We start from the raw sequence: 22351 nt of genomic DNA, 5'->3' as shown, positions 1-22351 counted from the left end.
AACCCCGAGGTCGCCCGCAATGCGCAGTCGCACCCTTGCCCCCGGACGGGCGCTGTCCGCCGCCGTCCTGAGCCTGGCCCTGGCGGCCTGCAGTCGCGGTCCGGAGGCCCCCGACGCGCCGCGTCCGGTGCTGGTGACCCGGCCCGGCCAGGCTGCGGCCGGCGTCACCGCCTTCGCCGGCGAAGTGCGCGCGCGCCAGGAAAGTCCGCTGTCGTTCCGCGTAGGCGGCAACCTGGTCGAGCGCCGGGTCGACGTCGGCGCCCACGTCCAGGCCGGCGACCTGCTGGCGGTGCTGGACCCGGGCGATCTGCAGGCGCAGTCGCGCGCCGCCCAGGCCCAGCTGGCCGCGGCCGAGGCCGAGTACGGCCGCGCCCGAGCCGACCAGGAGCGTTACGCGCGCCTGGCGAAGGACCAATTGATCAGCCGCTCGCTGCTGGACGCGCAGAACGCCGCGGCCAAGGCCGCGCTGGGCCAGGTCAACGCCGCCCGCGCCAACCTGGACGTGGCCCGCAACCAGGCCGGATACACCCAGCTGCGCGCGCCGCGTGCCGGCGTGATCGCCACCCGCAGCGCCGAAGCCGGGCAGGTGGTCGGCGCCGGCCAGCAGGTGTTCGGCCTGGCCGCCGACGGCGTGCGCGAGATCGCCTTCGCCATTCCCGAGGGCGCGATCGCCGGCTTCAAGGCCGGCCAGCCGGTGATGGTGGAACTGTGGTCCAGCCCCGGTCAGCGCTGGCCGGGCCAGGTGCGCGAGATCGCACCAGCCGCCGATCCGGCCTCGCGCACCTACGCCGCGCGCGTCGCGGTGGAGGCGCCCGAAGGCACGTTGGAATTGGGTCAGAGCGCGCGCGTGTACACCGCGACCGACGGCAGCGTCACCAACGGCGCCGCCGGCTTGAGCGTGCCGCTGTCGGCGCTGCAGCGCAGCGGCGAACGCACCGCGGTGTTCGTGATCGACGCCAAGACCTCGACCCTGAAGCTGCAGCCGGTGCAGGTCGGCGCCTACGGCGAGGACCGCGTGCCGGTGAAGACCGGCCTGAATGCCGGCGACTGGGTCGTGGCCGCAGGTGGCCACCTGCTGCGCGCCGGCGAGAAGGTGGCGCCGGTGGACCGCGATAACCGCCCCATAAAACTGTAATAGCCGACGTGGCCGGCACCCATTCCCCCGCGCGGCGCCCGAAGCGACTCCCGCACGGCACCTACGCCCTTCCCCCGCTTGCGGGGGAAGGGATGAGATGGGGGCACGCGCCACCCGCCTACCGCGCCACCACCGCACCTGCCCTCACCCCAACCCCTCTCCCGCAAGCGGGAGAGGGGCTTTTCCCCCGCTTGCGGGGGATGGGATGGGGGCACGCGACACCCGCTTACCGCGCCACCACCGCACTTGCCCGCACTTCCGCCCCGCACCTCCTCCCCGCGCCGAACACGGCAGCCGGGCTTTAAAGCCGCCTAGTTGAGCCACCCCACATGCGCTTCAACCTTTCCGAATGGGCGCTGCGCCATCGCAGCCTGATCGTCTACGCCATGCTGGTCATGGCCATCGCCGGCACCTTCTCCTACCTGCGCCTGGGCCGCAGCGAGGACCCGGCGTTCACCTTCAAGGTGATGGTGATCCGCACCATGTGGCCTGGCGCCACCGCGGAGGAGGTGTCGCGGCAGGTCACCGAGCGCATCGAAAAGAAGCTGATGGAGACCGGCCAGTACGAGTTCATCCGCTCCTATTCGCGCGCCGGCGAATCGCAGGTGATCTTCGCCGCGCGCGATTCGATGCGCTCCAAGGACATCCAGCCGCTGTGGTACCAGGTGCGCAAGAAGGTCGGCGACATCCGCCCGACCTTGCCTAACGACGTGATCGGCCCGTTCTTCAACGACGAATTCGGCGACACCTTCGGCAACATCTACGCCATCACCGGCAAGGGCTACGACTACGCCGTGCTCAAGGACTACGCCGAGCGCGTGCAACTGGCGCTGCAGAGCCAGCAGGACGTGGGCAAGATCGAGCTGTTCGGCGTGCAGGACGAGAAGATCTGGGTCGAGCTGTCGAACGTGAAGCTGGCCACCCTGGGCATCCCCGCCAGCGCGGTGGGCGAGGCGCTGAACCAGCAGAACGCGCTGGCCACCGCGGGCTTCTTCGAAACCGGCAGCACCCGCGTGCCGCTGCGCGTGGACGGCCAGTTCAAGACCGTCGAGCAGATCCGCGACTTCCCGATCCGCGTCGGCGACCGCACCTTCCGCCTGGGCGACGTGGCGCAGGTGCGCCGCGGCTTCTCCGACCCGCCGGCGCCGCGCATGCGCTTCATGGGCGAGGACGCCATCGGCATCGGCGTGGCGATGAAGGAAGGCGGCGACATCCTCAAGCTGGGCAAGACCCTGGAGACCGAGTTCGCGCGTCTGCAGAAGACCTTGCCGGCGGGCATGGAGCTGCGCAAGGTCGCCGACCAGCCGGCCGCGGTGGAAGAGTCGGTGGGCGAGTTCGTGCGCGTGCTGGCCGAGGCCGTGGCCATCGTGCTGCTGGTGAGCTTCTTCTCGCTGGGCTGGCGCACCGGCCTGGTGGTGGCGCTGTCGATCCCGCTGGTGCTGGCGATGACCTTCGCCGCCATGCAGTTCTTCGGCGTGGGCCTGCACAAGATTTCGCTGGGCGCGCTGGTGCTGGCGCTGGGTCTGCTGGTGGACGACGCGATCATCGCGGTGGAGATGATGGCGATCAAGATGGAACAGGGCTTCGACCGCCTGCGCGCGGCCGCGTTCGCCTGGGACACCACCGCCTTCCCCATGCTCACCGGCACCCTGATCACCGCCGCCGGCTTCCTGCCCATCGCCACCGCCGCTTCCAGCACCGGCGAGTACACGCGTTCGCTGTTCGAAGTGGTGACCATCGCCCTGCTGGTGTCGTGGATCGCCGCGGTCGCCTTCATTCCCTATCTGGGCGACCGCCTGCTGCCCGACCATGGCCACGCCGCCGCGCTCAAGCCCGGCTCGCTGGCCGCGCGCTGGCATGCGCAGCGCGCGCGCTGGGCGCAGCGTTATCCCAAGCTCTCGGACTTCATCGCCCCGGCCCCGCACGACGGCCACGACCACGACCCCTACGAGACCAAGTTCTACACCCGCTTCCGTGGATGGGTGACCTGGTGCGTGCGCCGGCGCTGGCTGGTGATCGCGATCACCGTGGCCGCGTTCTTCCTGTCGGTGTTCATGTTCCGCTTCGTGCCGCAGCAGTTCTTCCCCGACTCGGTGCGCCCGGAGCTGATGGTGGACATGGAACTGGCCGAAGGCAGCTCGCTGCGCCAGACCACCGAACAGGCGCAGCGCCTGGAGGCCCTGCTCAAGCAGCGCAAGGACCTGGCCAACTACGTGGCCTACGTGGGCACCGGTTCGCCGCGCTTCTACCTGCCGCTGGACCAGCAGCTGCCGGCGGCCAACTTCGCCCAGTTCGTGCTCATGCCCAAGGACCTGGAAGCGCGCGAGACCCTGCGCGAATGGGTGATCCAGGACGTGGCGCCGCGCTTCCCCGAGCTGCAGCTGCGCGTGACCCGCCTGGAGAACGGCCCGCCGGTGGGCTACCCGGTGCAGTTCCGCGTGTCGGGCGAGCATATCGACCGGGTGCGCGCCATCGCCTATCAGGTGCGCGAGCAGATCCGCGCCAACCCGCACGTGACCAACGTGAACCTGGATTGGGACGAGCCGAACAAGGTCGTGCGCCTGCACGTGGATCAGGAGCGCGCGCGTGCGTTGGGGATTACCTCGACCCAGTTGTCGCAGTTCCTGTCCAGCTCGCTATCGGGCTCGCACATCAGCACCTACCGGGAAGGCAACGAGCTGATCGAGATGCTGCTGCGCGGACCCAACGACGAACGCCTGCAGCTGAGCATGCTGGGCAGCCTGATGGTGCCCACCGCCAACGGCCGCGCGGTGCCGCTGACCCAGATCGCGAGCCTGGAGTACGCGTTCGAGGAGGGCATCATCTGGCACCGCGACCGCCAGCCGACCATGACCGTGCGCGCCGACATCTACGACGGCACCCAGCCGGCCACGGTGGCCGCGCAGATCTCGCCGACCCTGGAACAGCTGCGCGCGCAGCTGCCCTACGGCTACTCGATCGAAGTGGGCGGCAGCGTCGAGGACTCGGCGCGCGGCCAGAACTCGATCATGGTCGGCATGCCGCTGTTCGTGTTCGTGGTGTTCACCCTGCTGATGCTGCAGCTGCGCAGTTTCTCGCGCAGCTTCATGGTGCTGCTGACCGCGCCCCTGGGCCTGATCGGCGTAACGCTGTTCCTGCTGGTGTTCCGGGTGCCGTTCGGCTTCGTCGCCATGCTCGGCACCATCGCCCTGGCCGGCATGATCATGCGCAACTCGGTGATCCTGGTCGATCAGATCGAACAGGATCGCGCCGACGGCCACGAGCCCTGGCGCGCGATCGTCGAGGCCACGGTGCGCCGCTTCCGACCCATCGTGCTGACCGCACTGGCCGCGATCCTGGCGATGATCCCGCTCTCGCGCAGCGCCTTCTTCGGGCCGATGGCGGTGGCGATCATGGGCGGCCTGCTGGTGGCGACGCTGCTGACGCTGCTGTTCCTGCCGGCGTTGTATGCGGCGTGGTTCCGGGTGAAGGCGCCGGAGCGGGCTTGAGGCGTTGACTTAAGAGCGGCCCTCACCCCAACCCCTCTCCCGTAAACGGGAGAGGGGCTAAAGCAGCAAGCGGCGTCGAATGAATCCCCTCTCCCGCTTGCGGGAGAGGGTTAGGGTGAGGGGGTGAGCGCAGCGAATGCCTTTGATCCTCGCTCGGGCACCGAACTCGCCGTCCAATAGAAGACCCGGAGGGCGGCGCACAGGAGGTGCGCCGTTTTTCGCTGGCACAGGGATGTGCCATCGAAAAATCCCCGCGCCCGCTCCAATCTCGCAAGGGAGCTCTGGGGCAGCGTTTTTCTTTGGTTACTTTCTTTTGACGCTTATCAAAAGAAAGTGACCCGGCCGCTTGCGGACGGAAGCTTTTGCTGTTGCTTTAACCAACACACCACACACACCTTCGCGAGTTCGGAGCGGATCGCGGCTCACGCCGCTCCTACCCCCAAGGCGCCAGAGCAGACCCCGCGCCGACCGAGGGCTTGGTCGTAACGATGGATTCGCGGTCGCAGCTTGCGCAGCTCCTACATGGAGCGGGCGTGGCTTTCGACGTAGCTGCAGGTTCGCGGTCGCAGCTCACGCAGCTCCTACACCGGAGCAGGGCGGCCGCGGCGCCGCCGTCAGTCGCGCAGTTCCGCCACCTGGCAGGGCAACTCCAGCTGGGCGAGCACCGCCGCGGTCACTTCTGCCGTGGTAGCCGCGCGTCCCTCCGGCGCCAGATCCGCGCTCAACACGCCACGCTCCAAAGCCCCCGCCACCGCCTGCTCCACGCAGGCCGCTTCATCCGCCAGACCCAGCGAATGCCGCAGCAGCAGCGCCGCGCTGAGAATGGTGCCGCAGGGATTGGCGATGCCGCGTCCGGCGATGTCCGGGGCCGAACCGTGGATCGGCTCGTACAGCCCCACCTTGCCTTCGCCCAGCGACGCCGACGGCAACAGACCCAGGGACCCGGCCAGCATCGAGGCTTCGTCGGTGAGGATGTCGCCGAACATGTTCTCGGTCACGATCACGTCGAACGCGCGCGGCTTGGCGATCAGGTGCATCGCCATCGAGTCCACCAGTTGGTGTTCCAGGGTGACGTCCGGAAATTCTTCACGCGCCACCCGCGTGGCCGTTTCGCGCCACAACCGCGAGGTCTCCAACACGTTGGCCTTGTCCACCGACACCACCTGGCCGCGGCGGCCGCGCGCCAGCGCGCAGGCCCGGCGCACCACGCGCTCGATCTCGGCCACGCTGTACTCGCACAGATCGCTGGCGCGGTCGGCGCTGCGCTGCTTGTCGCCGAAGTAGATGCCGCCGGTGAGCTCGCGCACGACCAGCAGGTCCACGCCGGCCAGCAGGTGCGGCTTGATCGGCGAAGCGCCCAGGGTGGCCGCGTGCGGTTGTACCGGGCGCAGGTTGGCGTACAGGCCCAGGCCCTTGCGCAGCGCCAGTAGGCCCTGCTCGGGCCGCACCGGCGCCTTGGGGTCGGACCACTTCGGCCCGCCGACCGCGCCCAGCAGCACCGCGTCGGCGCGGCGGCAGGCGGCCAGGGTGGCCTCGGGCAGCGCCTCGCCGGTGGCGTCGATGGCGGCGCCGCCGATCAGGTGCTCGTGCAGGGTGAAGCGGTGGTGGTAGCGGCGCGCGACCGCGCGCAACACCTCGACCGCGGCGGCGGTGACTTCCGGGCCGATGCCGTCGCCCGGCAGAACGACGATCTCAGCGTGCATGAGCGGATTCCTCGTAACGTTGGATGGCAGGGGTTTGCTTGAGCAGGTAGCCGAGCTGGTCCACGCCTTCGAGCAGGCAGGTCTGGGCGAAGGCGTCCAGCGGGAACTGCACGCGCCTGCCGTCGGGCAGGGTCACGCTGCGGCTGGCCACGTCGATGCTCAGTTCGATGCCGGGACGTTCCAGCAGCTCGTCGACGATGTCGGCGTCCAGCACGATCGGCAGCAGGCCGTTCTTGAGCGCGTTGCTGCGGAAGATGTCGGCGATCTCGGTGCTGATCACCGCGCGCAGGCCCAGGTCGGTCAATGCCCAGGGCGCGTGCTCGCGCGAGGAGCCGCAGCCGAAGTTGCGCCCGGCCACCAGGATGCGCGCGCCCATGTTCTCGGCGCGGTTGAACGGGAATTCCGGATTGGGGCTGCCGTCGGCCAAGGTGCGCCAGTCGTTGAACGCGTAGCGGCCCAGGCCGCGGCGCTCGGTGGTGGTCAGGTAGCGCGCCGGGATGATCTGGTCGGTGTCGATGTTGCGTTCGCGCAGCACCACGGTGCGCGAGGTCAGGGTAGCGAAAGCGCTCATCACGCGGCCTCCGTGGCGATGGCGTCCAGATAGGCGCGCGGGTCGGTGACCTCGCCGGCCACCGCGCAGGCGGCCGCGGTCAGCGGCGAGGCCAGCAGGGTGCGCGCGCCCTTGCCCTGGCGGCCTTCGAAGTTGCGGTTGCTGGTCGACACGGCCAGCTGGCCGGGGCCAACCAGGTCGCCGTTCATGGCGATGCACATCGAGCAGCCCGGCTCGCGCCACTCGGCGCCGGCCGCGCGCACGATGCGGTCGATGCCTTCGGCCTCGGCCTCGCGCTTGACCTGCTCCGAACCCGGCACCACCAGCATGCGCACGCGGGGGTGCACGCGGCGGCCCCTGAGCACGCGCGCGGCCTCGCGCAGATCGCTCAGGCGCGAGTTGGTGCAGCTGCCCACGAACACCACGTCCACCGGCGCGCCGGTTAGCGGCGCGCCGCCGCTCAGGCCCATGTAGGCCAGGGCCTTGGCGTCGTCGGCGTCGCTGGCTTGCGGCAGGACATCGTCCACTGCCGTGACCTGGCCCGGATGCGTGCCCCAGGTCAGGGTGGGGCGGATATCGGCGGCGTCGATATGCACTTCGCGATCGAAGCGCGCGCCTTCGTCGCTGCGCAGTTCGCGCCAGCGCGCGACCGCGGCCTCGAACTCGGCGCCCTGCGGCGCGCGCGGGCGCCCGGCCAGATAGGCGTAGGTGACTTCGTCGGGCGCGATCAGGCCGGCGCGCGCGCCGGCTTCGATCGACATGTTGCACACGGTCATGCGCTCGTCCATGGACAGGCCGCGCACGGTGGAGCCGCGGTACTCGATCACGTGGCCGGTGCCGCCGTTGACGCCGATGCGGCCGATCACGTGCAGGATCAGGTCCTTGGCGCCCACGCCGGGAGCGAGTTCGCCGTCGATGGTGATGGCCAGGGTGCGCGGCTTGCGCTGCAGCAGGCATTGGGTGGCCAAGACATGGCCGACCTCGCTGGTGCCGATGCCGAAGGCCAGCGCGCCGAAAGCGCCGTGGGTGGCGGTGTGGCTGTCGCCGCAGACGATGGTCATGCCGGGCTGGGTCAGGCCCAGCTCCGGGCCGATCACGTGGACGATGCCGCGGTGCGGGCTGTCGTAATCGAACAGCTCCACGCCGTGGCGAGCGCAGTTGCGGCGCAGGGTGTCGACCTGGTTTTCGGCTTCGGCGGTGGTGTAGGGCAGGCGGCCGTCTTCGTCGCGCGGCAGGGTCGGGGTGGAATGGTCCAGCGTGCCCTTGGTCCGCTCGGGCCGGCGCGGGGCGATGCCGCGCGCGTCGAGTTCGGCGAAGGCCTGCGGCGAGGTGACCTCGTGGATCAGGTGCAGGTCGATGTAGAGCACGGCCGGTACGGCCTCGCTCTCGGGCGCGACCAGGTGCGCGTCCCACAGTTTGTCGAACAGGGTTTTGGGTGCGGTCATGGCGGATAGGCGGTGATGGCGGAGATTCGGCCGTCATTCCCGCGTAGGCGGGAATCCGGAGACTTCAGAGTCATGCCTCGGTGTAGCCCTGGGTCCCCGCCTGCGCGGGGACGACGATACGGAGCGGCGTTGGAATTCAAGCCATGGCGACCGCCATGGGCCTGGGTTGCTGTTGCGTGCGCAGCACGCGGTTGGCCACGTCCAGCCAGGCCAGCGCGCTGGCCTCGAGGATGTCGGTGCTGGTGCCCGAGCCGGTTAGTTCCACGCCGTCCACGCGCGCGGTCACGCTGGCTTGGCCCTGGGCGTCGTCGCCGGTGGTCACGCTGGACACGTGGTAGCTCTCCACCTGCAGTTGCACGCCGGTGGCGCGCGCCAGCGCGGCGAACAGCGCGTGCACCGGGCCGTCGCCGACCGCGGCTTCGCTGATCGCCGCGCCGTCGGGGTCGACCAGTTGCACGCTGGCGGTGGGCAGGCTGTCGCTGGCCACACCGGTGCTGACGTGCGCGCGGGTCAGGCGGTGACCGCGCGCGGCACGCGCGTCGGCGCCGAGCACCAGCGCTTCCAGGTCGGCGTCGAAGACTTCGCGCTTCTTCTCGGCCAGCGACTTGAAGCTGGCGAACACCGCATTCAGGCGCGCCTCGTCGACCACGAAGCCCAGCGTCTGCAGGCGGTCGGCCAGCGCGGCGCGGCCGCTGTGGCGGCCCAGCACCATCTGCGACTGTGACCAGCCCACGTCCTCGGGATTCATGATCTCGTAGGTGCCGCGGTGCTTGAGCATGCCGTGCTGATGGATGCCGGACTCGTGCGCGAACGCGTTCTGGCCGACGATGGCCTTATTGCGCTGCACGGCCATGCCGGTGATGCGCGAGAGCAGGCGCGAGGTCGGCACCAGTCGGCGCGCGTCGATACGGGTGTGGGCGTTGTAGTAGGCGCCGCGCACGCGCAGGGCCATGACCAGTTCTTCCATCGCGCAGTTGCCGGCGCGTTCGCCGATGCCGTTGATGGTGCACTCGACCTGGCGCGCACCGCCCTCGATCGCCGCCAGGCTGTTGGCCACGGCCAGGCCCAGGTCGTTGTGGCAGTGCGCGCTGAAGATCGCGCGCTCGGCACCGACCACGTGGCCGCGCAGGTACTCGAACAGCGCGCGGATCTCGCTGGGCGTGGTGTAGCCGACGGTGTCGGGAATGTTCAGGGTGCGCGCGCCGGCGGCCAGTGCGGCGCTGCAGACCTGGGCCAGGAATTCGGGTTCGGTGCGCAGCGCGTCCTCGGCCGAGAACTCGACGTCGTCGACGTAGCGGCGCGCCAGTTCCACGCCCATGACCGCGCGCTCCAGCACCTGCTCGCGGCTCAGGCCCAGCTTGTGTTCGCGATGCAGCGGGCTGGTGGAGATGAACACATGGATGCGCGGCCGCGCGGCGCCGTCCAGCGCTTGCGCGCAGGCTTCGATGTCGCCGCTGTGGCAGCGCGCCAGCGCGGCCAGGGTGGAGCCGCGCACTTCACGGGCGATCGCGCGGGTCGCGTCGATTTCGGCGCCGGAACTGGCCGGAAAACCAGCCTCGATGGTGTCCACGCCCAGTTCGGCCAGGGCGTGGGCGAAGCGCAGCTTCTGGCTGGCGGTCATGCTGCAGCCTGGCGACTGTTCGCCGTCGCGCAGGCTGGTGTCGAAAATCGCGACGTGGTGGGTCGGCGTTCGTGCTTCGGCGGCTACGTCCGGTACGTCCGGTGCGGGCGGGTTCATGCGGGTAAGTCCTCGGTCAGATCGGAATGCGGGTGAGTGGCGGCAAGGCGATGGGCCGGGCGCGGGTCGGACGCCGGCCCGCGACTAAGTCGGGCCAGCCGGTAGATGTCGCCCTCGCCGGCGGCCGCGCGTGCGGGCGCCTCGCGGCTGCGGCGGCGCGGACGGCGCGGCGCGCGCGGGCGCACGTCCGACAGCAGCTGCGCCAATACGCCGGCATCCACATTGCCGCCCGACACCACCGCGCACTTGCGCTTGGCGGCGATGCGCCGGCCGGCGGCCAGCGCCAGCGCGCCGGCGCCCTCGGCGATCACGTGTTCTTCCAAGGCCAGCCGCACCAGGGTTTCGCGCAGTTCGGCCTCGCGCACGATCACCACGTCGTCCAGCAACTTTTCCAGCACGCGCTGGGTCAGGCGGCCGGGGTCCTTGACCCGCACGCCGTCGGCCAGGGTCGCGGCCGGCTCGATCGCGCGGCGGTCGCCGCGCAGCGCGCGCGCCATCGAGTCCACGCCTTCGACCTGGGCGCCGATTACGCGCACGCGCCGCGACGCAGGCGTGCCCGTCAGCAGTTCGGATTTCAGCGCCAGGGCCACGCCGGCGGCCAGGCCGCCGCCGCCGATCGGCACCACCACCACGTCCGGCGCGAACGTGGCCAGCTCCAGGCCGACGGTGCCCTGGCCGGCGATCACGTCGGCATCGTCGAAGGCCGACAGCAAGCGGTAGTCGTGCTGCTGCGCCAGCTCGCAGGCGAAAGCCTTGGCTTCGTCGTAACTGTCGCCGTGCAGGCGCACGGTCGCGCCCCAATGGGCGACGCCGGCGATCTTGGTCTGCGGCGCGCCGCGCGGCATCACCGTGATCGCGTTGACGCCCAGGCGGTAGGCGGCCCAGGCCAGGCCCTGCGCATGGTTGCCGGCGGAGGCGGCGATCACCGGGCGGTGGTCGCCGCGCTCGCGCCCGGCCAGCAGCGCATTCAACGCGCCGCGCACCTTGTAGGAACCGGTGCGCTGCAGGTTCTCCAGCTTCAGCCAGCAGCCGAAACGTTCGGCGTGGTGCAGCGGCGTGGGCGGCAGGTAACGACGCAGCCGCGCCTGCGCCGCCAGCAGGTCGGCGGCGCTCACGTGCGCGGCGCGGGCTACGTCGCCATCCATGCCTAGACCGCCGTCAGCCAGTGCGCGTAGCCCGGCTCCTCGCCGCGGACCACGCGCGCGTACAGCGCCGACAGCTCGCGGGTGACCGGGTTGTCGCCGAACTCGCGGCGGTCCAGCACCGCGATCGCGGTGGCCTCGGCGGCGGTGCCGCAGACGAAGACCTCGTCGGCGTCCAGCAGCTCGTGCAGGGTGACCTCGCGCGAACTGGCGCCGGACAGCGCGATCATGGTGTCGCGGGTGATGCCCGGCAGCGCGTCGCGATGGTCGACCGAGGTGACCACGCCGTTCTTGACCATGAACACATTGGCGCCGGTGCACTCGACCACGTACCCCTTGTCGTCGGTGAACAGCGCCTCGTCGAAACCGCGCTGCTTGGCTTCGCGCTTGGCCAGGATGGAATTGACGTAGGCGCCGGACAGCTTCAGCGCGGGCAGCGAAGTCGCCGGGTTGCGCTTCCACGGCGACACGGTCAGACGCGTGCGCGCGCCGCCCAGGTGCACCACTTTGGCCAGGGTGGCGATCATCAGGTGCTGGCTCAGCGGGTCCACGTCCAGGCCGATCGTGCCGGTGCCCATCCAGGTCAGCGGACGGATGTAGGCGTCGCGATGGCCGTTGGCGCGCAGCGTGGCGAGGGTGGCGCGGCTGGCGCGGTCGACGTCGAAGTCGATGCCGAACATGTCCGCACCCTTGCGCATGCGCTCCATGTGTTCGCGCAGGCGGAACACCGCCGCGCCGCCGTCGGCGGTGGCATAGCTGCGGATGCCCTCGAACACGGCGGTGCCGTAATGCATGGCGTGGGTGGTCAGCGGGGCTTCCGGTGCGTCGCCGGCGATGAACTCGCCATCGAACCAGATCAGCGGCTGCTCGCGCGGTTGCGGATAGCGCTCGCGCGGCGCGCGCGCCGCACGCGCGGCCGCGTCGGCGGCGCCGCGGGCTTGCGCGGCCGGCGGCGCTTCCAGGGTTTCGGCATTCAAGTACATGGGGACACCTCCACCGCCAAACAGTCGTAGAGCTTGGCCAGCTGGCTCTGCAGCGCGCTGTCGGCGCGCTCGCCTTCCACCGTCATGCGCAGGTGCCAGCGATCGCCATCGGGTTGCGCTTCGCCGTCCACCGACAGGGGACGGAAACCGCGCCGTTCGGCGGCGCCCAGTACGCGAGCCAGCGCGCCCTCGGCCTGGCGCAGGGTCAGTTCAAGCTGGTATCGCATGGGCATCCTCCTTGTCGTTGGCGGGGGTGGGAGAGGGGGCGGCGGCGGTCGCCGCGGCGTCGGCTTCGGGGTCCAGCATTTGCGCGTTGTTGCTGTTGGGCGGCACCAGCGGCCAGACGTTGGCCTGCTGGTCGATGGCCACGTGCAGCAGCGCCGGGCCCTCGCAGGCCAGCATCGCGGCCAGCGCGTCCTCGACCGCGTCGGCGCGTTCGACATGGAACGCGGCCACGCCGAAGGCCGCGGCGATCGCGCAGAAGTCCGGGTTGTCGGACAGATCGATCTCGGAATAGCGGCGCTCGAAGAACAGCTCCTGCCACTGCCGCACCATGCCCAGGGCCTGGTTGTCGAGCAGCACGATCTTCACCGGCAGGCGGTAGCGCGCGGCCGTGGCCAGCTCCTGCACGTTCATCAGGAACGAGCCGTCGCCGCTGACGCAGATCACTTGCGCGGCCGGGTCCTGCAGCTGCGCGCCGATCGCGGCCGGCAGGCCGAAACCCATGGCGCCCAGCGCGCCGCTGGTCAGGTGCTTGCGCGGATCGTCGAAGCGCCAGTGCTGGGCCACCCACATCTGGTGTTGGCCCACGTCGCATGCGACCACCGCCTTGGGCGCCAGTTCCGACAGGCGCTTGAGCAGCGCCGGCGCGTACACGGTTTCGCCGGGCGCGTCGTAGCGCGGCGCGCAATCGCGCTTGCGCTGCAGGCAGATGTCGCGCCAGGTACGGCGCGCGCCGCCGTTGCGCGCCTGGGTCTGCGCGGTGCAGGCCGGGGTCAGCGCGTCCAGCGAGCGGCGCAGGTCGCCGTTCACGGCCGCGTCCACCGCGCGCAGCTTGCCGATCTCGGCCGGGTCCAGGTCCAGATGGACCACGCGCGCGTTCGGCGCGAACTCGGCCAGCTTGCCGGTGGCGCGGTCGTCGAAGCGCGCGCCGACCACGATCAGCAGATCGCATTCCTGCACCGACATGTTGGCGGCGCGGTTGCCGTGCATGCCCAGCATGCCCAGGTTCAACAGGTGATCGGCCGGCAGCGCGCCCAGGCCTTTCAGCGTCAGCACGGCCGGGATCTGGCTGCCTTCGACGAAGGCGCGGAACGCGTCCACGGCGTCGCCCAGGGCGATGCCGCCGCCGCCGTAGACCAGCGGCTTGCGTGCGTGCGCGATCAGTGCCGCGGCCTCGTGGTAGGAGGCGTCGGGCGCGGCCGGCACCGGGTCGGTCGGCAGCGGCGCGTGCGCGGGCAGATGCGAGGCGTCGGCGTTCTGCACGTCCTTGGGCAGATCGATCAGCACCGGGCCGGGCCGGCCCGAACGCGCCAGGCGGAAGGCCTCGCCGACCATGCGCGGCAGCTCGTCCACGCTGCGCGCCAGGAAGCTGTGCTTGACGATGGGCAGGGTCATGCCGAACACGTCCAGTTCCTGGAACGCATCGGTGCCCATCAGCCCGGTCGGGACCTGGCCGGTGATGGCGACCATCGGCACCGAGTCCAGCATCGCGTCGGCGATGCCGGTGACCAGGTTGGATGCGCCGGGGCCGGAGGTGGCCACGCATACGCCGACTCGCCCGCTGGCACGGGCATAGCCGTTGGCAGCGAAAGCGGCGCCTTGCTCGTGGCGGACCAGCACATGCTTGAGGTCCGACCCGTGCAGGGCGTCGTAGAAAGGCATGATCGTGCCGCCCGGATAACCGAACAGCGTGTCCACGCCTTCTGCGGCCAGCGCTTGCGCCAGCCAGCGGGCACCGTTCATCACGCAGCCTCTTCCTGTCGTTCGCCGCGGGTGGCGGCGGGAGCGGGTGCGGCCGGCTGCGCCTTGGGCGCCGTATCCAGCCACTTCATGTTCGCGCGCAGCTTCTTGCCCACCGCCTCGATCGGGTGATCCAGGTCGGCCTGCTTGAGCGCCTTGTAATTGGCGTTGCCGGCGGCGTACTCGGCGATCCACTGGCGGGCGAAGGTGCCGTCCTGGATTTCCTTGAGCACGCGGCGCATCTGCGCGCGGGTGTCCTCGTCGACCACGTAGGGGCCGCGGGTCAGCGCGCCGTACTGCGCGGTCTCGCTGATGAACTCGTGCATGCGGGTCACGCCGCCTTCGTAGAACAGGTCCACGATCAGCTTCAGTTCGTGCAGGCATTCGTAATAGGCGACCTCGGGCTGGTAGCCGGCCTCGACCAGGGTTTCCCAGCCGGCCTGGACCAGCTTGGTCGCGCCGCCGCAGAGCACGGCCTGCTCGCCGAACAGGTCGGTCTCGGTCTCTTCCTTGAACGTGGTCCGGATCGCGTTCTGGCGCGCGCCGCCGATGCCGGCGCAATAGGTCAGCGCGAACTCTTCGGCGCGGCCGCTGGTGTCCTGATGTACGGCATAGACGCTGGGCACGCCGCGGCCGATCTCGTATTCGCGGCGCACCAGCGCGCCCGGACCCTTGGGCGCCACCAGCACCAAGTCCAGATCCGCGCGCGGCGCGATCTGGCCGTAGTGCACGTTGAAGCCGTGCGCGAACAGCAGGCAGGCGCCGGCGCGGATGTTGGGCTCGATGACCTCGCGATAGAGCTGCGGCTGAACCATGTCCGGCGTGAGCACCGCGACCAGATCGGCCGCGGCCACCGCCTCGGCCGGGGTCTGGACGGTGAAGCCGTCGGCCTTGGCCTTGAGTTCGGTGGGACCGCCGGGGCGCAGGCCTACGGTGACGTCGAAGCCGGAGTCGCGCAGGTTGAGCGCGTGCGCGCGGCCCTGGCTGCCGTAGCCGACGATGGCGATCTTGGGGCGGGAAGCGGTGCTGGTCATGACGGGTCTCTGGGTAGAAGGGGGTTGGTAGGGAGTTAGGAGCTAGCGGTCAGGCGGGTTCGGGGACTGCGGGTTCGATCAGCGCCGCGGCGATGCGCTTGGGCGCGGGGGCTTGCAAGGGGCCGGGCGCGGTGACCGCGCCGCGCGAGGCCGAGCCGACGCTGCGCGCGTACTTGGCCAGCACGCCGGTGGTCACGCGCGGTTCGATCCGCGCCGGTTCGCGCGCGTCCAGGTCGGCGGCCACGCTCAGGCTGCGGGTGGCCACGTCGATGCTGACGATGTCGCCTTCGCGCAGGCGCGCGATCGGACCGCCGTGCGCGGCTTCCGGCGCGATGTGGCCGACCATGAAGCCGTGGGTCGCGCCGCTGAAGCGGCCGTCGGTGATCAGGGCCACGTCGTTGCCCAGGCCCTGGCCCACCAGCGCGGCGGTGACGGCCAGCATTTCGCGCATGCCCGGGCCGCCGGTGGGGCCTTCGAAGCGGATCGCGACCACGTCGCCGGCACGGATCTGCCGCGCCTGCACCGCGGCGAAGGCCGCTTCTTCGGAATCGAACACGCGCGCCGGGCCGGAGAAATGCTCGCGACCGTGACCGGCGAGCTTGAGGATGCAGCCCTCCGGCGCCAGGTTGCCGTAGACGATGGAATAGCCGCCGCGCGGCTTGATCGGATCGGCGATCGGGCGAACCACGTCCTGCCCGTCGGCCATGCAGGCCTGATCCAGCTCGTGGAAAAAGGACAGGCCGGTGACCGTGGGGATGTCCTCGATCAGACCGGCCTGTCGCAGTTCGCGCGCCACCAGCGCCGCACCGCCGAACTCGAACATTTCCGCGGCGGTGTAGCGCCCGCCCGGTTTCAGGTCGGCGATCACCGGCGTACTGGCCGCGGCTTCGAATTCCTCCAGGTCGAAGGCCACGCCGGCCTCGTGCGCGATCGCCAACAGGTGCAGCGCGGCGTTGGTCGATCCGGCGGTGGCCGACACCGCACGCGCGGCATTGCGCAGCGACGGCAGGGTCAGCAGCGTGCGCGGCGTGGGGCCGCCCTTGCGCAATTGCTGCATCACCAGCTCGCCGCAGTGGTGCGCAGCCTCGGGCTTGTCGGCGTGGATCGCGGGGATGTCGTTCAAACCCAGCGGCGACAGGCCCAGGAAGGTCAGCACCATGGCCATGGTGTTGGCGGTGAACTGGCCGCCGCAGGCGCCGGCGCCGGGGCAGGCGTGGGACTCGATGCGGTGCAGCTCGGCGTCGTCGATGCGGCCGGCCGAATGCGCGCCGACGGCCTCGAACACGTCCTGCACCGTCAGCGGTTTGTCCTCGCCGCTGCCGCGCTTGGACGGGCAGTGACCCGGCATGATGGTGCCGCCGTACAGGACGACGGTAGGGATATCCAGCCGCGCGGCCGCCATCGCCGCGGCGGGGATGGTCTTGTCGCAGCCCACCAGCAGCACCATCGCGTCCAGGCAATGGCCGGACACCGCCAGTTCGATCGAATCGGCGATGGTCTCGCGCGAGGCCAGCGAGGCGCGCATGCCGTCGCTGCCCATGGCGATGCCGTCGGTGACGGCGATGGTGTTGAACTCGATCGGCGTGCCGCCGTTGTCGGACACGCCGCGGCGCACGTGCTGGGCCAGATCGCGCAGGGTGATGTTGCAGGGCGAAACGTCGGACCAGGTGTGGACCACGGCGACCAGCGGCCGGGCGATGGCCGCGTCGTCCAGGCCGGTGGCGCGCAGCATCGCGCGCGCGGGGGCTCGGGCCGGGCCTGACTTGATGGCGTTGCTTCTCACGAGCTGCGTTCCTAAGGGGCTGTCTGACGAGGAATTCGCGGCCGCAAAACGAAAAACCCCGCGCCTTTTCGGGCGCGGGGTTCGAGGTTCTGTCGACCTTGGGTGGTGTGGTGTGGCTACACGAACCCGACTCCCGCGCTGGCAAGCGAGGTAATAAGTACGAGGACGAGAATAATCGTGGCGATCGCCGGGGCGAGTCGGAGCGCGACGCGCGCGACGTCGTTCGAGGCCGTGGCGGCCTGGAGCGTCTTCATCTGCGGGTGCTTGTTGCGCTGCGTCATGGGCCTGAGAAAAACATGCCGGTTCGCGGCTTGTCAACAGTTTCATCAAAAACTTTCATGACCAATCGGCATAAGCCGTGACGGCGGTCGCGGCTGCGCGTCCGATGCGGCGACGGCGAAAGCTGCAGCGGCCATGGCCTTGCGATTCGGCCGCAAGGACCGGCATGGAGCCGGCCTTTGCGGCCTCGGAGCGGTGCGCGGCTGCGCTCAAGGCGCCTTGAAGCGATAGACGTAATAGGGCGGACGGCCTTGGTCTTGCGCGCCGGTGAACGCCGGCGTGAGTTGCAACTGGTTGGCGACCACGTAGACCCAGCCGTCCGGGCCCAGGCTGAGGTTGTCGGGCCAGTTCAGGCGCGGGTCGCGCACCAGATCGCGCACCTGGCCGTCGCGCGAGAGCCGGCTGACGGCGTGGCGCTGCAGGTCGGTGTAGTAGTGGCGGCCCTTGCGGTCGGTGGCCACGCCGTCGCTGATCGGCTTGGGTCCGGCGACTTCGATGGCCGCGGCGATGTCCGCGTCGCTACGGCCTTCGCGCAGCAGCCGCGTCGGCAGGCGGTACCAGCGCGTGCCGTTCATGGCGCCGAAGTACAGGGTCTCGCGGTCGTCGGACAGGGTCAGCGGGTTCACGCCCACGCGCGCCGGCTTGCCGCCGAAGGCGACGGTCTTGCCGTCGATGACCATGTCGATGTTCTCGCTCTGCAGCGACGGATGACCGCCGTAGCGCCGCGCCTTGCCGGTGCTCAGCTCCAGCGCGATCAGGCCCGGGTTGGCGATGTCGGCCAGATAGACCCAGCCGCGGCGCTCGTCGACTGCGAAGTCCTGGACGAAGCTGCCTTTGGGTGCGACGTCGGCGGGCAGTTCGATCACCGGCAGCGCCCGGTTCTTGCGCAGGTCGAACGACCACAGCCGGGTCTTGCCCAGGTTCAGACCCATGTCGATCACCCACAACCGCTGGCGGCGGTCGACCTGGATGCCCAGCGGCGAATCGATGGTCGCATCCGAAGGTGCGGTGCCGTTCTTCTGCAGGCTCAGGTCTGGATACGGCACGGCGCGCCCGTCCTTGATCTCGGCCAACTGCAGGGGCGCATCGCCCAGCGCGTGGTAGGTGATGAACACGCGGCCGTCGGGCGAGGCGGCCACGTTGCCGGGGCGTAGGTCGGAGGCCAGCACGGTTTCCAATTCGGCGCCGCTGCGTGCGGGCGTATCGGCGGCCTGGGCCGGGAGCTGGCCGATCAGCAGCAACGCGGCGGTCAGGGACGTGGTGAGCGAACGTTTCATTCGAAGCCTGTGCGAGGAGTGGAGACAGGGCACAGGTTCGGTTCTTGCCTGTAGATGAAAAAGACGCCATAAAGGGTTTCAGTTTCAATCCTGGTTTGAAAATGAAGGCGCTGGCCGACTTACGCGTGTTCGTCCGCACTGCCGAACTGGGCAGCCTGTCCGCCGCCGCGCGCCAGCTCGACCAAAGCCCGGCCGTGGCCAGCGCCGCGCTCAAGCGCTTGGAGGCCGAACTGGACGCGCAGTTGTTCGTGCGCTCGACCCGCAGCCTGCGCCTGACCGCCGAAGGCGAGCGCTTCCTCGCCCATGCGCGCGAGGCGCTACGCAGCCTGGACGAAGGCGCGCAGTCCTTACGCGGCGACGGCGGCGAGTTGCGCGGCGAACTGCGCATCTCCGCGCCGTCGGACTTCGGCCGCCATGCCTTGTTGCGCTGGCTGGAAACCTTCCAGCGCTCGCATCCGCGGCTGCAGTTGCGGTTGCAGTTGTCCGATCGCGTGGCCGACATCTACCGCCAGCCGGTGGACGTGGCGCTGCGTTACGGCGTGCCGCCGGACTCGTCGCTGATCGCGCTGCCGCTGCTGCCGGGCAACCGCCGGGTGCTGTGCGCCGCGCCGGACTACCTGGACCGCCACGGCGCGCCAGACACGCCTCTGCGGCTAGGCGAACACAACTGCTTGCGCTTCATGCTCTCCGACGAGCTGCATACGCTGTGGCGTTTCACCTCGCCCGATGGCAAGCCGCATGCCGTGGAAGTGCGTGGCGACCGCATCAGCGACGATGGCGAGGCCGTGCACCGCTGGGCGCTGGCGGGCTTGGGCATCGCCTACAAATCCTGGCTGGACGTCGCCGACGACCTAGCGGCCGGACGACTGCTGCCGTTATGCGAGGGCTGGCGCGGCGAAGCCACACCCTTGCACCTGGTCAGCCCGGACCGGCGTCTGCTCAGCCCGGCGGTGCAGCGCTTGCGCGAGTTCCTGGCCGAACGCTGCCGGGAAACCGCGGCGGCGAGCGGCCACGACGCGGATGCGGCCGGCGACCGCACGCTTACACCGGCAGCGCGAAACTCTGCTTGACCACCTCGCTGGGCAGGTCGGTCTTGACGTTCTGGATGCCGTTGTCGCGGGTCAGATGCCGGGTCTGGAAGCGGCGGTAATCGGCCAGGTCCTCCACCGCCACGCGCAGCAGCGCGTCGCAGTCGCCGAGCATGATGTAGCACTCCATCACCTGCGGCAGCCGCTTCATCGCCGCGATGAAGCGCTCGATGGTGTCGGCGTCCTGCGCGGTCAGCCAGACCCGGGTGAACAAGGTGGTGCCGATGCCGACCTTGGCCGCGTCCACCACCGCCACATAGCGCTCGATCACCCCGGCCTCCTCCAGCAGCCGCACCCGGCGCAGGCAGGGCGAGGGCGACAGGCCGATCTCCTGGGCCAGTTCGTTGTTCTGCAGACGGCCATCGCGCTGCAGGGCGCGGAGGATGCGGCGGTCGATTTCGTCGAGCTTGACTGGCATGGGCTGCCCCGGCGGCTGGCAATGCCGACAGAATATGCCAATGGCGCGCATCGACGCGCGGCTGCGCAGCCAATCCGGGCCTGCGCCGTCGGCCGCCGAGCGCCGCGTTCGGGCACACTGCGCCGCGATAGAGGGGAATGCCATGCGGTTCATCGCCCGTTTTCACCACGCCGACACCTTGGCGCAGATGCAGTCGCGCCTGCGCCGCAAGGGCGTGCCCACGCATGCGATGCAGATCGAAGGCCAGCGCCTGGGCGAGCAATGGGTGCTGTTCGTCTACTTGGACGAACAGGTCGAGGACGCGCTGCGCTTGCTGCGCGACCCCGAGCACGTGCCTGCGCTGTCGGTGGATGTCAGCGCGTTCGAATCCATGCGGCCGGTCGACGATGGCCGGCTGTTCGCGAAGTGGGTCACCATCGTCGGCGCGGTGGTGGTGCTGGGGTTCGTGGCCTTGGCGTTGCTGCTCAGGCTGCTGCGTTAGCCGGATGCCGAGGCGGCCGAACCGGTTCGGCGCAAGGCGCCGGCCTTGCGATTGACGGCCGCGCACCGGCCGCCGAGCACCGCCGCTGACCATCGCAGATGCGCAAGGGCAGCCGATCGAATGGCTGCAATTGCGGCCTGGCGAGCCCGGCCTGAGCGAACGCCTGCTGCGCACGGCCGAACCCTGCTGCCGCCGCGGCCTGGGCGCGAAGCTGCGCGGCTGGTGGGGACCGCGCAACGCCTAGCGCGGGTAGACTGCGCTCCTCAGCGCCAATCCGTTGGCAACGGAGATTCGATGGCCCATCGTTGGACAGGCAGGGTAGGCGCCATGCTGCTGCTATTCGGTATAGCGCTCATGTTCGCCCCGACCGTGTTGGGCGCTGCGCCTATCCAAGTAGGCCCGGCCTGGCAGACCGGCCGCACTGCGCATTACTTCCAACTGGTTCTCCTGCCCTGGTGGCAGTTCATGATCATGGGGCTGGGGATCAGCGCGGTCGGCGCTCATCTGCTCCTGCGTATGCGCAAGCGTCGAGATCGCCCCGATCCTGATGCCGGCGATTGAAGTTTCGCTAGCTGAGAACTCTCTACTGCCGATGACCGAATCCGCAACGGGCCCCACCCAACACCGCCACGACGCCATCGACGCCCTGCGCGGATTCGCCCTGATCGGCGTCTGCCTGGTCAACCTGCTGTCGCTGAGCCTGTACGATTTCCTGGACGAGGCCTCGCAGCGGGCCCTGCCCAGCGCCGCCTTCGACACCCTGGCGATCACCGTGGTGGACTGGCTGGTCAGCATCAAGTTCATCACCATCTTCTCGCTGCTGTTCGGCCTGGGCTTCTCGCTGCAGTTGCAGCGCGCCGGCGCGCGCGGCGAGGACGGGCTGGCCCGCTACGTGCGGCGCCTGCTGGTGCTGATGGCCATAGGTGCGGTGCACGCCTGGCTAGTGTGGTGGGGCGACATCCTGTTCCTTTACGCGCTGGTCGGCCTGCTGATGCTGCCGCTGCGCAACCTGTCCGACCGCAGCCTGCTGGTGCTGGGCGTGGCGATCACCCTGCTGCCGCCGCTGATTTCGCCCTACATGAAGCCGCTGATCGCGCAGTTCCCGAGCCAGCCGGAGATGTACTCGCGCGCGCTGGTGGCGTTTTCCTCGCCGCAGGTCGGCGTGGCGCTGGACGGCAACGTCACCCTGTCCACCTGGATGCGCGTGACCAACTGGGGTCTGATCTGCTTCGTGCTCGGACGCTTCCTGCTGGGCTATTGGGCCGGCCGCAAAGGTTTACTGGCGGCGCCGGAGCAACACCGCGCACTGCTGCGCAAGATCTTCATCGGCACGCTGCTGATCGGTGTCGCCGCGACCGTGCTAGGCAGCGTGCAGGCACCGCTACGCGCGGCTTGGCCGCTGTTGGAAGCCGACCCGGCGCGCACCCTCATGCGCATGCTGGTCCGCATCGGTCCCTTGGCGCTGGGCATCGCCTATGCCGCCGGCTTCGCTCTGCTGTTCTGCCGCCCGGCCTGGGCGCGGCGCCTGCGCGTGCTGGCGCCGTTGGGCCGCATGGCCTTGAGCAATTATCTGGCCCAGACCCTGATCGGCATCGGCGTGTTCTACGGCATCGGCGCTGGCATAGGCCCCGACTACGGCATGGCGGCGGTGCTGATCGTCGCGGCCACGGTGCTGTGCCTGCAGCTGTGGTGGAGCCATGCCTGGCTGGCGCGCTTCCACTACGGGCCGATGGAGTGGCTGTGGCGCTGGGCAACTTACGGTCGCCGGCCGCGCCTGCGCAAGCGCGCGCGGGCAGTGCTGGGCGCGGTGGCCGACTAGGGCCTGCGCGCCTTCACGCCGCGCTG

At 70.0% G+C, this 22351-nt stretch carries 19 protein-coding genes; 6 read left to right on the top strand and 13 right to left on the bottom strand.

Going from position 1 to position 22351, the window contains the following annotated elements:
* Positions 1-19 precede the first annotated feature (19 nt).
* The gene (locus DX914_RS18110) at positions 20-1135 is read left to right on the top strand and encodes an efflux RND transporter periplasmic adaptor subunit (RefSeq protein ID WP_115861434.1); all 1116 of its coding nucleotides are present in this window, start codon (positions 20-22) and stop codon (positions 1133-1135) included.
* 329 nt (positions 1136-1464) lie between these two features.
* A complete protein-coding gene (locus DX914_RS18105) occupies positions 1465-4623 on the top strand; it encodes an efflux RND transporter permease subunit (protein ID WP_115861432.1) in 3159 nt (1052 codons plus the stop codon).
* Between the two features lie 614 nt (positions 4624-5237).
* Here DX914_RS18105 and leuB read toward each other — a convergent pair.
* The 12 genes from leuB to DX914_RS18050 form a co-directional block, all read right to left on the bottom strand.
* Positions 5238-6326 (bottom strand): 3-isopropylmalate dehydrogenase, encoded by a 1089-nt coding sequence (gene leuB, locus DX914_RS18100; protein WP_115861430.1) that lies wholly within the window; start codon positions 6324-6326, stop codon positions 5238-5240.
* The gene (gene leuD, locus DX914_RS18095) at positions 6316-6897 is read right to left on the bottom strand and encodes a 3-isopropylmalate dehydratase small subunit (protein ID WP_115861428.1); all 582 of its coding nucleotides are present in this window, start codon (positions 6895-6897) and stop codon (positions 6316-6318) included. The genes leuB and leuD overlap by 11 nt, the downstream gene beginning before the upstream one ends.
* Positions 6897-8321, bottom strand: a complete 1425-nt coding sequence (leuC, locus tag DX914_RS18090; protein ID WP_115861426.1) for a 3-isopropylmalate dehydratase large subunit — start codon at positions 8319-8321, stop codon at positions 6897-6899. The genes leuD and leuC overlap by 1 nt, the downstream gene beginning before the upstream one ends.
* A 136-nt stretch (positions 8322-8457) precedes the next feature.
* Positions 8458-10059, bottom strand: coding sequence for a 2-isopropylmalate synthase (locus tag DX914_RS18085; RefSeq protein WP_115861424.1), 1602 nt, complete (start codon positions 10057-10059; stop codon positions 8458-8460).
* Positions 10056-11204 (bottom strand): threonine dehydratase, encoded by a 1149-nt coding sequence (locus DX914_RS18080; protein ID WP_115861422.1) that lies wholly within the window; start codon positions 11202-11204, stop codon positions 10056-10058. Before DX914_RS18080 ends, DX914_RS18085 begins: the two co-directional genes overlap by 4 nt.
* 2 nt (positions 11205-11206) lie before the next feature.
* On the bottom strand, positions 11207-12184 hold the full coding sequence (locus DX914_RS18075; RefSeq protein WP_115861420.1) for an aminotransferase class IV: 978 nt from the start codon (positions 12182-12184) through the stop codon (positions 11207-11209).
* Positions 12175-12411, bottom strand: a complete 237-nt coding sequence (locus DX914_RS18070) for an ACT domain-containing protein (RefSeq protein ID WP_115861418.1) — start codon at positions 12409-12411, stop codon at positions 12175-12177. Before DX914_RS18070 ends, DX914_RS18075 begins: the two co-directional genes overlap by 10 nt.
* On the bottom strand, positions 12395-14149 hold the full coding sequence (gene ilvG / locus DX914_RS18065; protein ID WP_115861416.1) for an acetolactate synthase 2 catalytic subunit: 1755 nt from the start codon (positions 14147-14149) through the stop codon (positions 12395-12397). Before ilvG ends, DX914_RS18070 begins: the two co-directional genes overlap by 17 nt.
* A complete protein-coding gene (gene ilvC, locus DX914_RS18060) occupies positions 14149-15180 on the bottom strand; it encodes a ketol-acid reductoisomerase (protein WP_115861414.1) in 1032 nt (343 codons plus the stop codon). The genes ilvG and ilvC overlap by 1 nt, the downstream gene beginning before the upstream one ends.
* Before the next feature lie 49 nt (positions 15181-15229).
* Positions 15230-16963: a dihydroxy-acid dehydratase gene (gene ilvD, locus DX914_RS18055; protein WP_115861411.1), complete on the bottom strand. Its 1734-nt coding sequence runs from the start codon at positions 16961-16963 to the stop codon at positions 15230-15232.
* Between the two features lie 116 nt (positions 16964-17079).
* Complete coding sequence (locus DX914_RS20305) at positions 17080-17217, bottom strand: hypothetical protein (RefSeq protein ID WP_158549393.1); 138 nt, start codon at positions 17215-17217, stop codon at positions 17080-17082.
* Positions 17218-17451: 234 nt separating this feature from the next.
* Positions 17452-18519: an L-dopachrome tautomerase-related protein gene (locus DX914_RS18050; protein ID WP_115861409.1), complete on the bottom strand. Its 1068-nt coding sequence runs from the start codon at positions 18517-18519 to the stop codon at positions 17452-17454.
* 95 nt (positions 18520-18614) lie between these two features.
* Here DX914_RS18050 and DX914_RS18045 point away from each other — a divergent pair, with 95 nt between their 5' ends.
* Complete coding sequence (locus DX914_RS18045; protein WP_425480704.1) at positions 18615-19589, top strand: LysR family transcriptional regulator; 975 nt, start codon at positions 18615-18617, stop codon at positions 19587-19589.
* Here the strand turns inward: DX914_RS18045 and DX914_RS18040 are convergent.
* Positions 19561-20025 carry an Lrp/AsnC family transcriptional regulator gene (locus DX914_RS18040; RefSeq protein WP_115861405.1) on the bottom strand — a complete coding sequence of 155 codons (465 nt, stop codon included), beginning with the start codon at positions 20023-20025 and terminating at the stop codon, positions 19561-19563. The genes DX914_RS18045 and DX914_RS18040 overlap by 29 nt on opposite strands.
* 142 nt (positions 20026-20167) lie before the next feature.
* Here DX914_RS18040 and DX914_RS18035 point away from each other — a divergent pair, with 142 nt between their 5' ends.
* The 3 genes from DX914_RS18035 to DX914_RS18025 all read left to right on the top strand — a co-directional run bounded on the left by DX914_RS18035 (position 20168) and on the right by DX914_RS18025 (position 22325).
* Positions 20168-20506 carry a hypothetical protein gene (locus DX914_RS18035; RefSeq protein WP_115861403.1) on the top strand — a complete coding sequence of 113 codons (339 nt, stop codon included), beginning with the start codon at positions 20168-20170 and terminating at the stop codon, positions 20504-20506.
* A gap of 327 nt (positions 20507-20833) precedes the next feature.
* A complete protein-coding gene (locus DX914_RS18030; RefSeq protein ID WP_115861401.1) occupies positions 20834-21067 on the top strand; it encodes a hypothetical protein in 234 nt (77 codons plus the stop codon).
* A 31-nt stretch (positions 21068-21098) separates the two neighbouring features.
* Positions 21099-22325 carry a DUF418 domain-containing protein gene (locus DX914_RS18025; RefSeq protein ID WP_158549391.1) on the top strand — a complete coding sequence of 409 codons (1227 nt, stop codon included), beginning with the start codon at positions 21099-21101 and terminating at the stop codon, positions 22323-22325.
* The last annotated feature ends 26 nt before the right edge of the window (positions 22326-22351 follow it).

The sequence above is a fragment of the Lysobacter silvisoli genome (genome assembly GCF_003382365.1).
In the GTDB taxonomy this organism is placed as follows: domain Bacteria; phylum Pseudomonadota; class Gammaproteobacteria; order Xanthomonadales; family Xanthomonadaceae; genus Lysobacter; species Lysobacter silvisoli.
Note: the sequence above shows the minus strand (reverse complement) of the source record. Positions and strands in the feature narration are given on the sequence as shown.

What these genes read in the sequence shown, in the direction of transcription:
- DX914_RS18110 (WP_115861434.1), top strand. Translation starts at nt 20, where the DNA reads ATGCGCAGTCGCACCCTTGCCCCCGGACGGGCGCTGTCCGCCGCCGTC.
- DX914_RS18105 (WP_115861432.1), top strand. Translation starts at nt 1,465, where the DNA reads ATGCGCTTCAACCTTTCCGAATGGGCGCTGCGCCATCGCAGCCTGATC.
- leuB (WP_115861430.1), bottom strand. Translation starts at nt 6,326, where the DNA reads ATGCACGCTGAGATCGTCGTTCTGCCGGGCGACGGCATCGGCCCGGAA.
- leuD (WP_115861428.1), bottom strand. Translation starts at nt 6,897, where the DNA reads ATGAGCGCTTTCGCTACCCTGACCTCGCGCACCGTGGTGCTGCGCGAA.
- leuC (WP_115861426.1), bottom strand. Translation starts at nt 8,321, where the DNA reads ATGACCGCACCCAAAACCCTGTTCGACAAACTGTGGGACGCGCACCTG.
- DX914_RS18085 (WP_115861424.1), bottom strand. Translation starts at nt 10,059, where the DNA reads ATGAACCCGCCCGCACCGGACGTACCGGACGTAGCCGCCGAAGCACGA.
- DX914_RS18080 (WP_115861422.1), bottom strand. Translation starts at nt 11,204, where the DNA reads ATGGATGGCGACGTAGCCCGCGCCGCGCACGTGAGCGCCGCCGACCTG.
- DX914_RS18075 (WP_115861420.1), bottom strand. Translation starts at nt 12,184, where the DNA reads ATGTACTTGAATGCCGAAACCCTGGAAGCGCCGCCGGCCGCGCAAGCC.
- DX914_RS18070 (WP_115861418.1), bottom strand. Translation starts at nt 12,411, where the DNA reads ATGCGATACCAGCTTGAACTGACCCTGCGCCAGGCCGAGGGCGCGCTG.
- ilvG (WP_115861416.1), bottom strand. Translation starts at nt 14,149, where the DNA reads ATGAACGGTGCCCGCTGGCTGGCGCAAGCGCTGGCCGCAGAAGGCGTG.
- ilvC (WP_115861414.1), bottom strand. Translation starts at nt 15,180, where the DNA reads ATGACCAGCACCGCTTCCCGCCCCAAGATCGCCATCGTCGGCTACGGC.
- DX914_RS20305 (WP_158549393.1), bottom strand. Translation starts at nt 17,217, where the DNA reads ATGAAGACGCTCCAGGCCGCCACGGCCTCGAACGACGTCGCGCGCGTC.
- DX914_RS18050 (WP_115861409.1), bottom strand. Translation starts at nt 18,519, where the DNA reads ATGAAACGTTCGCTCACCACGTCCCTGACCGCCGCGTTGCTGCTGATC.
- DX914_RS18040 (WP_115861405.1), bottom strand. Translation starts at nt 20,025, where the DNA reads ATGCCAGTCAAGCTCGACGAAATCGACCGCCGCATCCTCCGCGCCCTG.
- DX914_RS18035 (WP_115861403.1), top strand. Translation starts at nt 20,168, where the DNA reads ATGCGGTTCATCGCCCGTTTTCACCACGCCGACACCTTGGCGCAGATG.
- DX914_RS18030 (WP_115861401.1), top strand. Translation starts at nt 20,834, where the DNA reads ATGCTGCTGCTATTCGGTATAGCGCTCATGTTCGCCCCGACCGTGTTG.
- DX914_RS18025 (WP_158549391.1), top strand. Translation starts at nt 21,099, where the DNA reads ATGACCGAATCCGCAACGGGCCCCACCCAACACCGCCACGACGCCATC.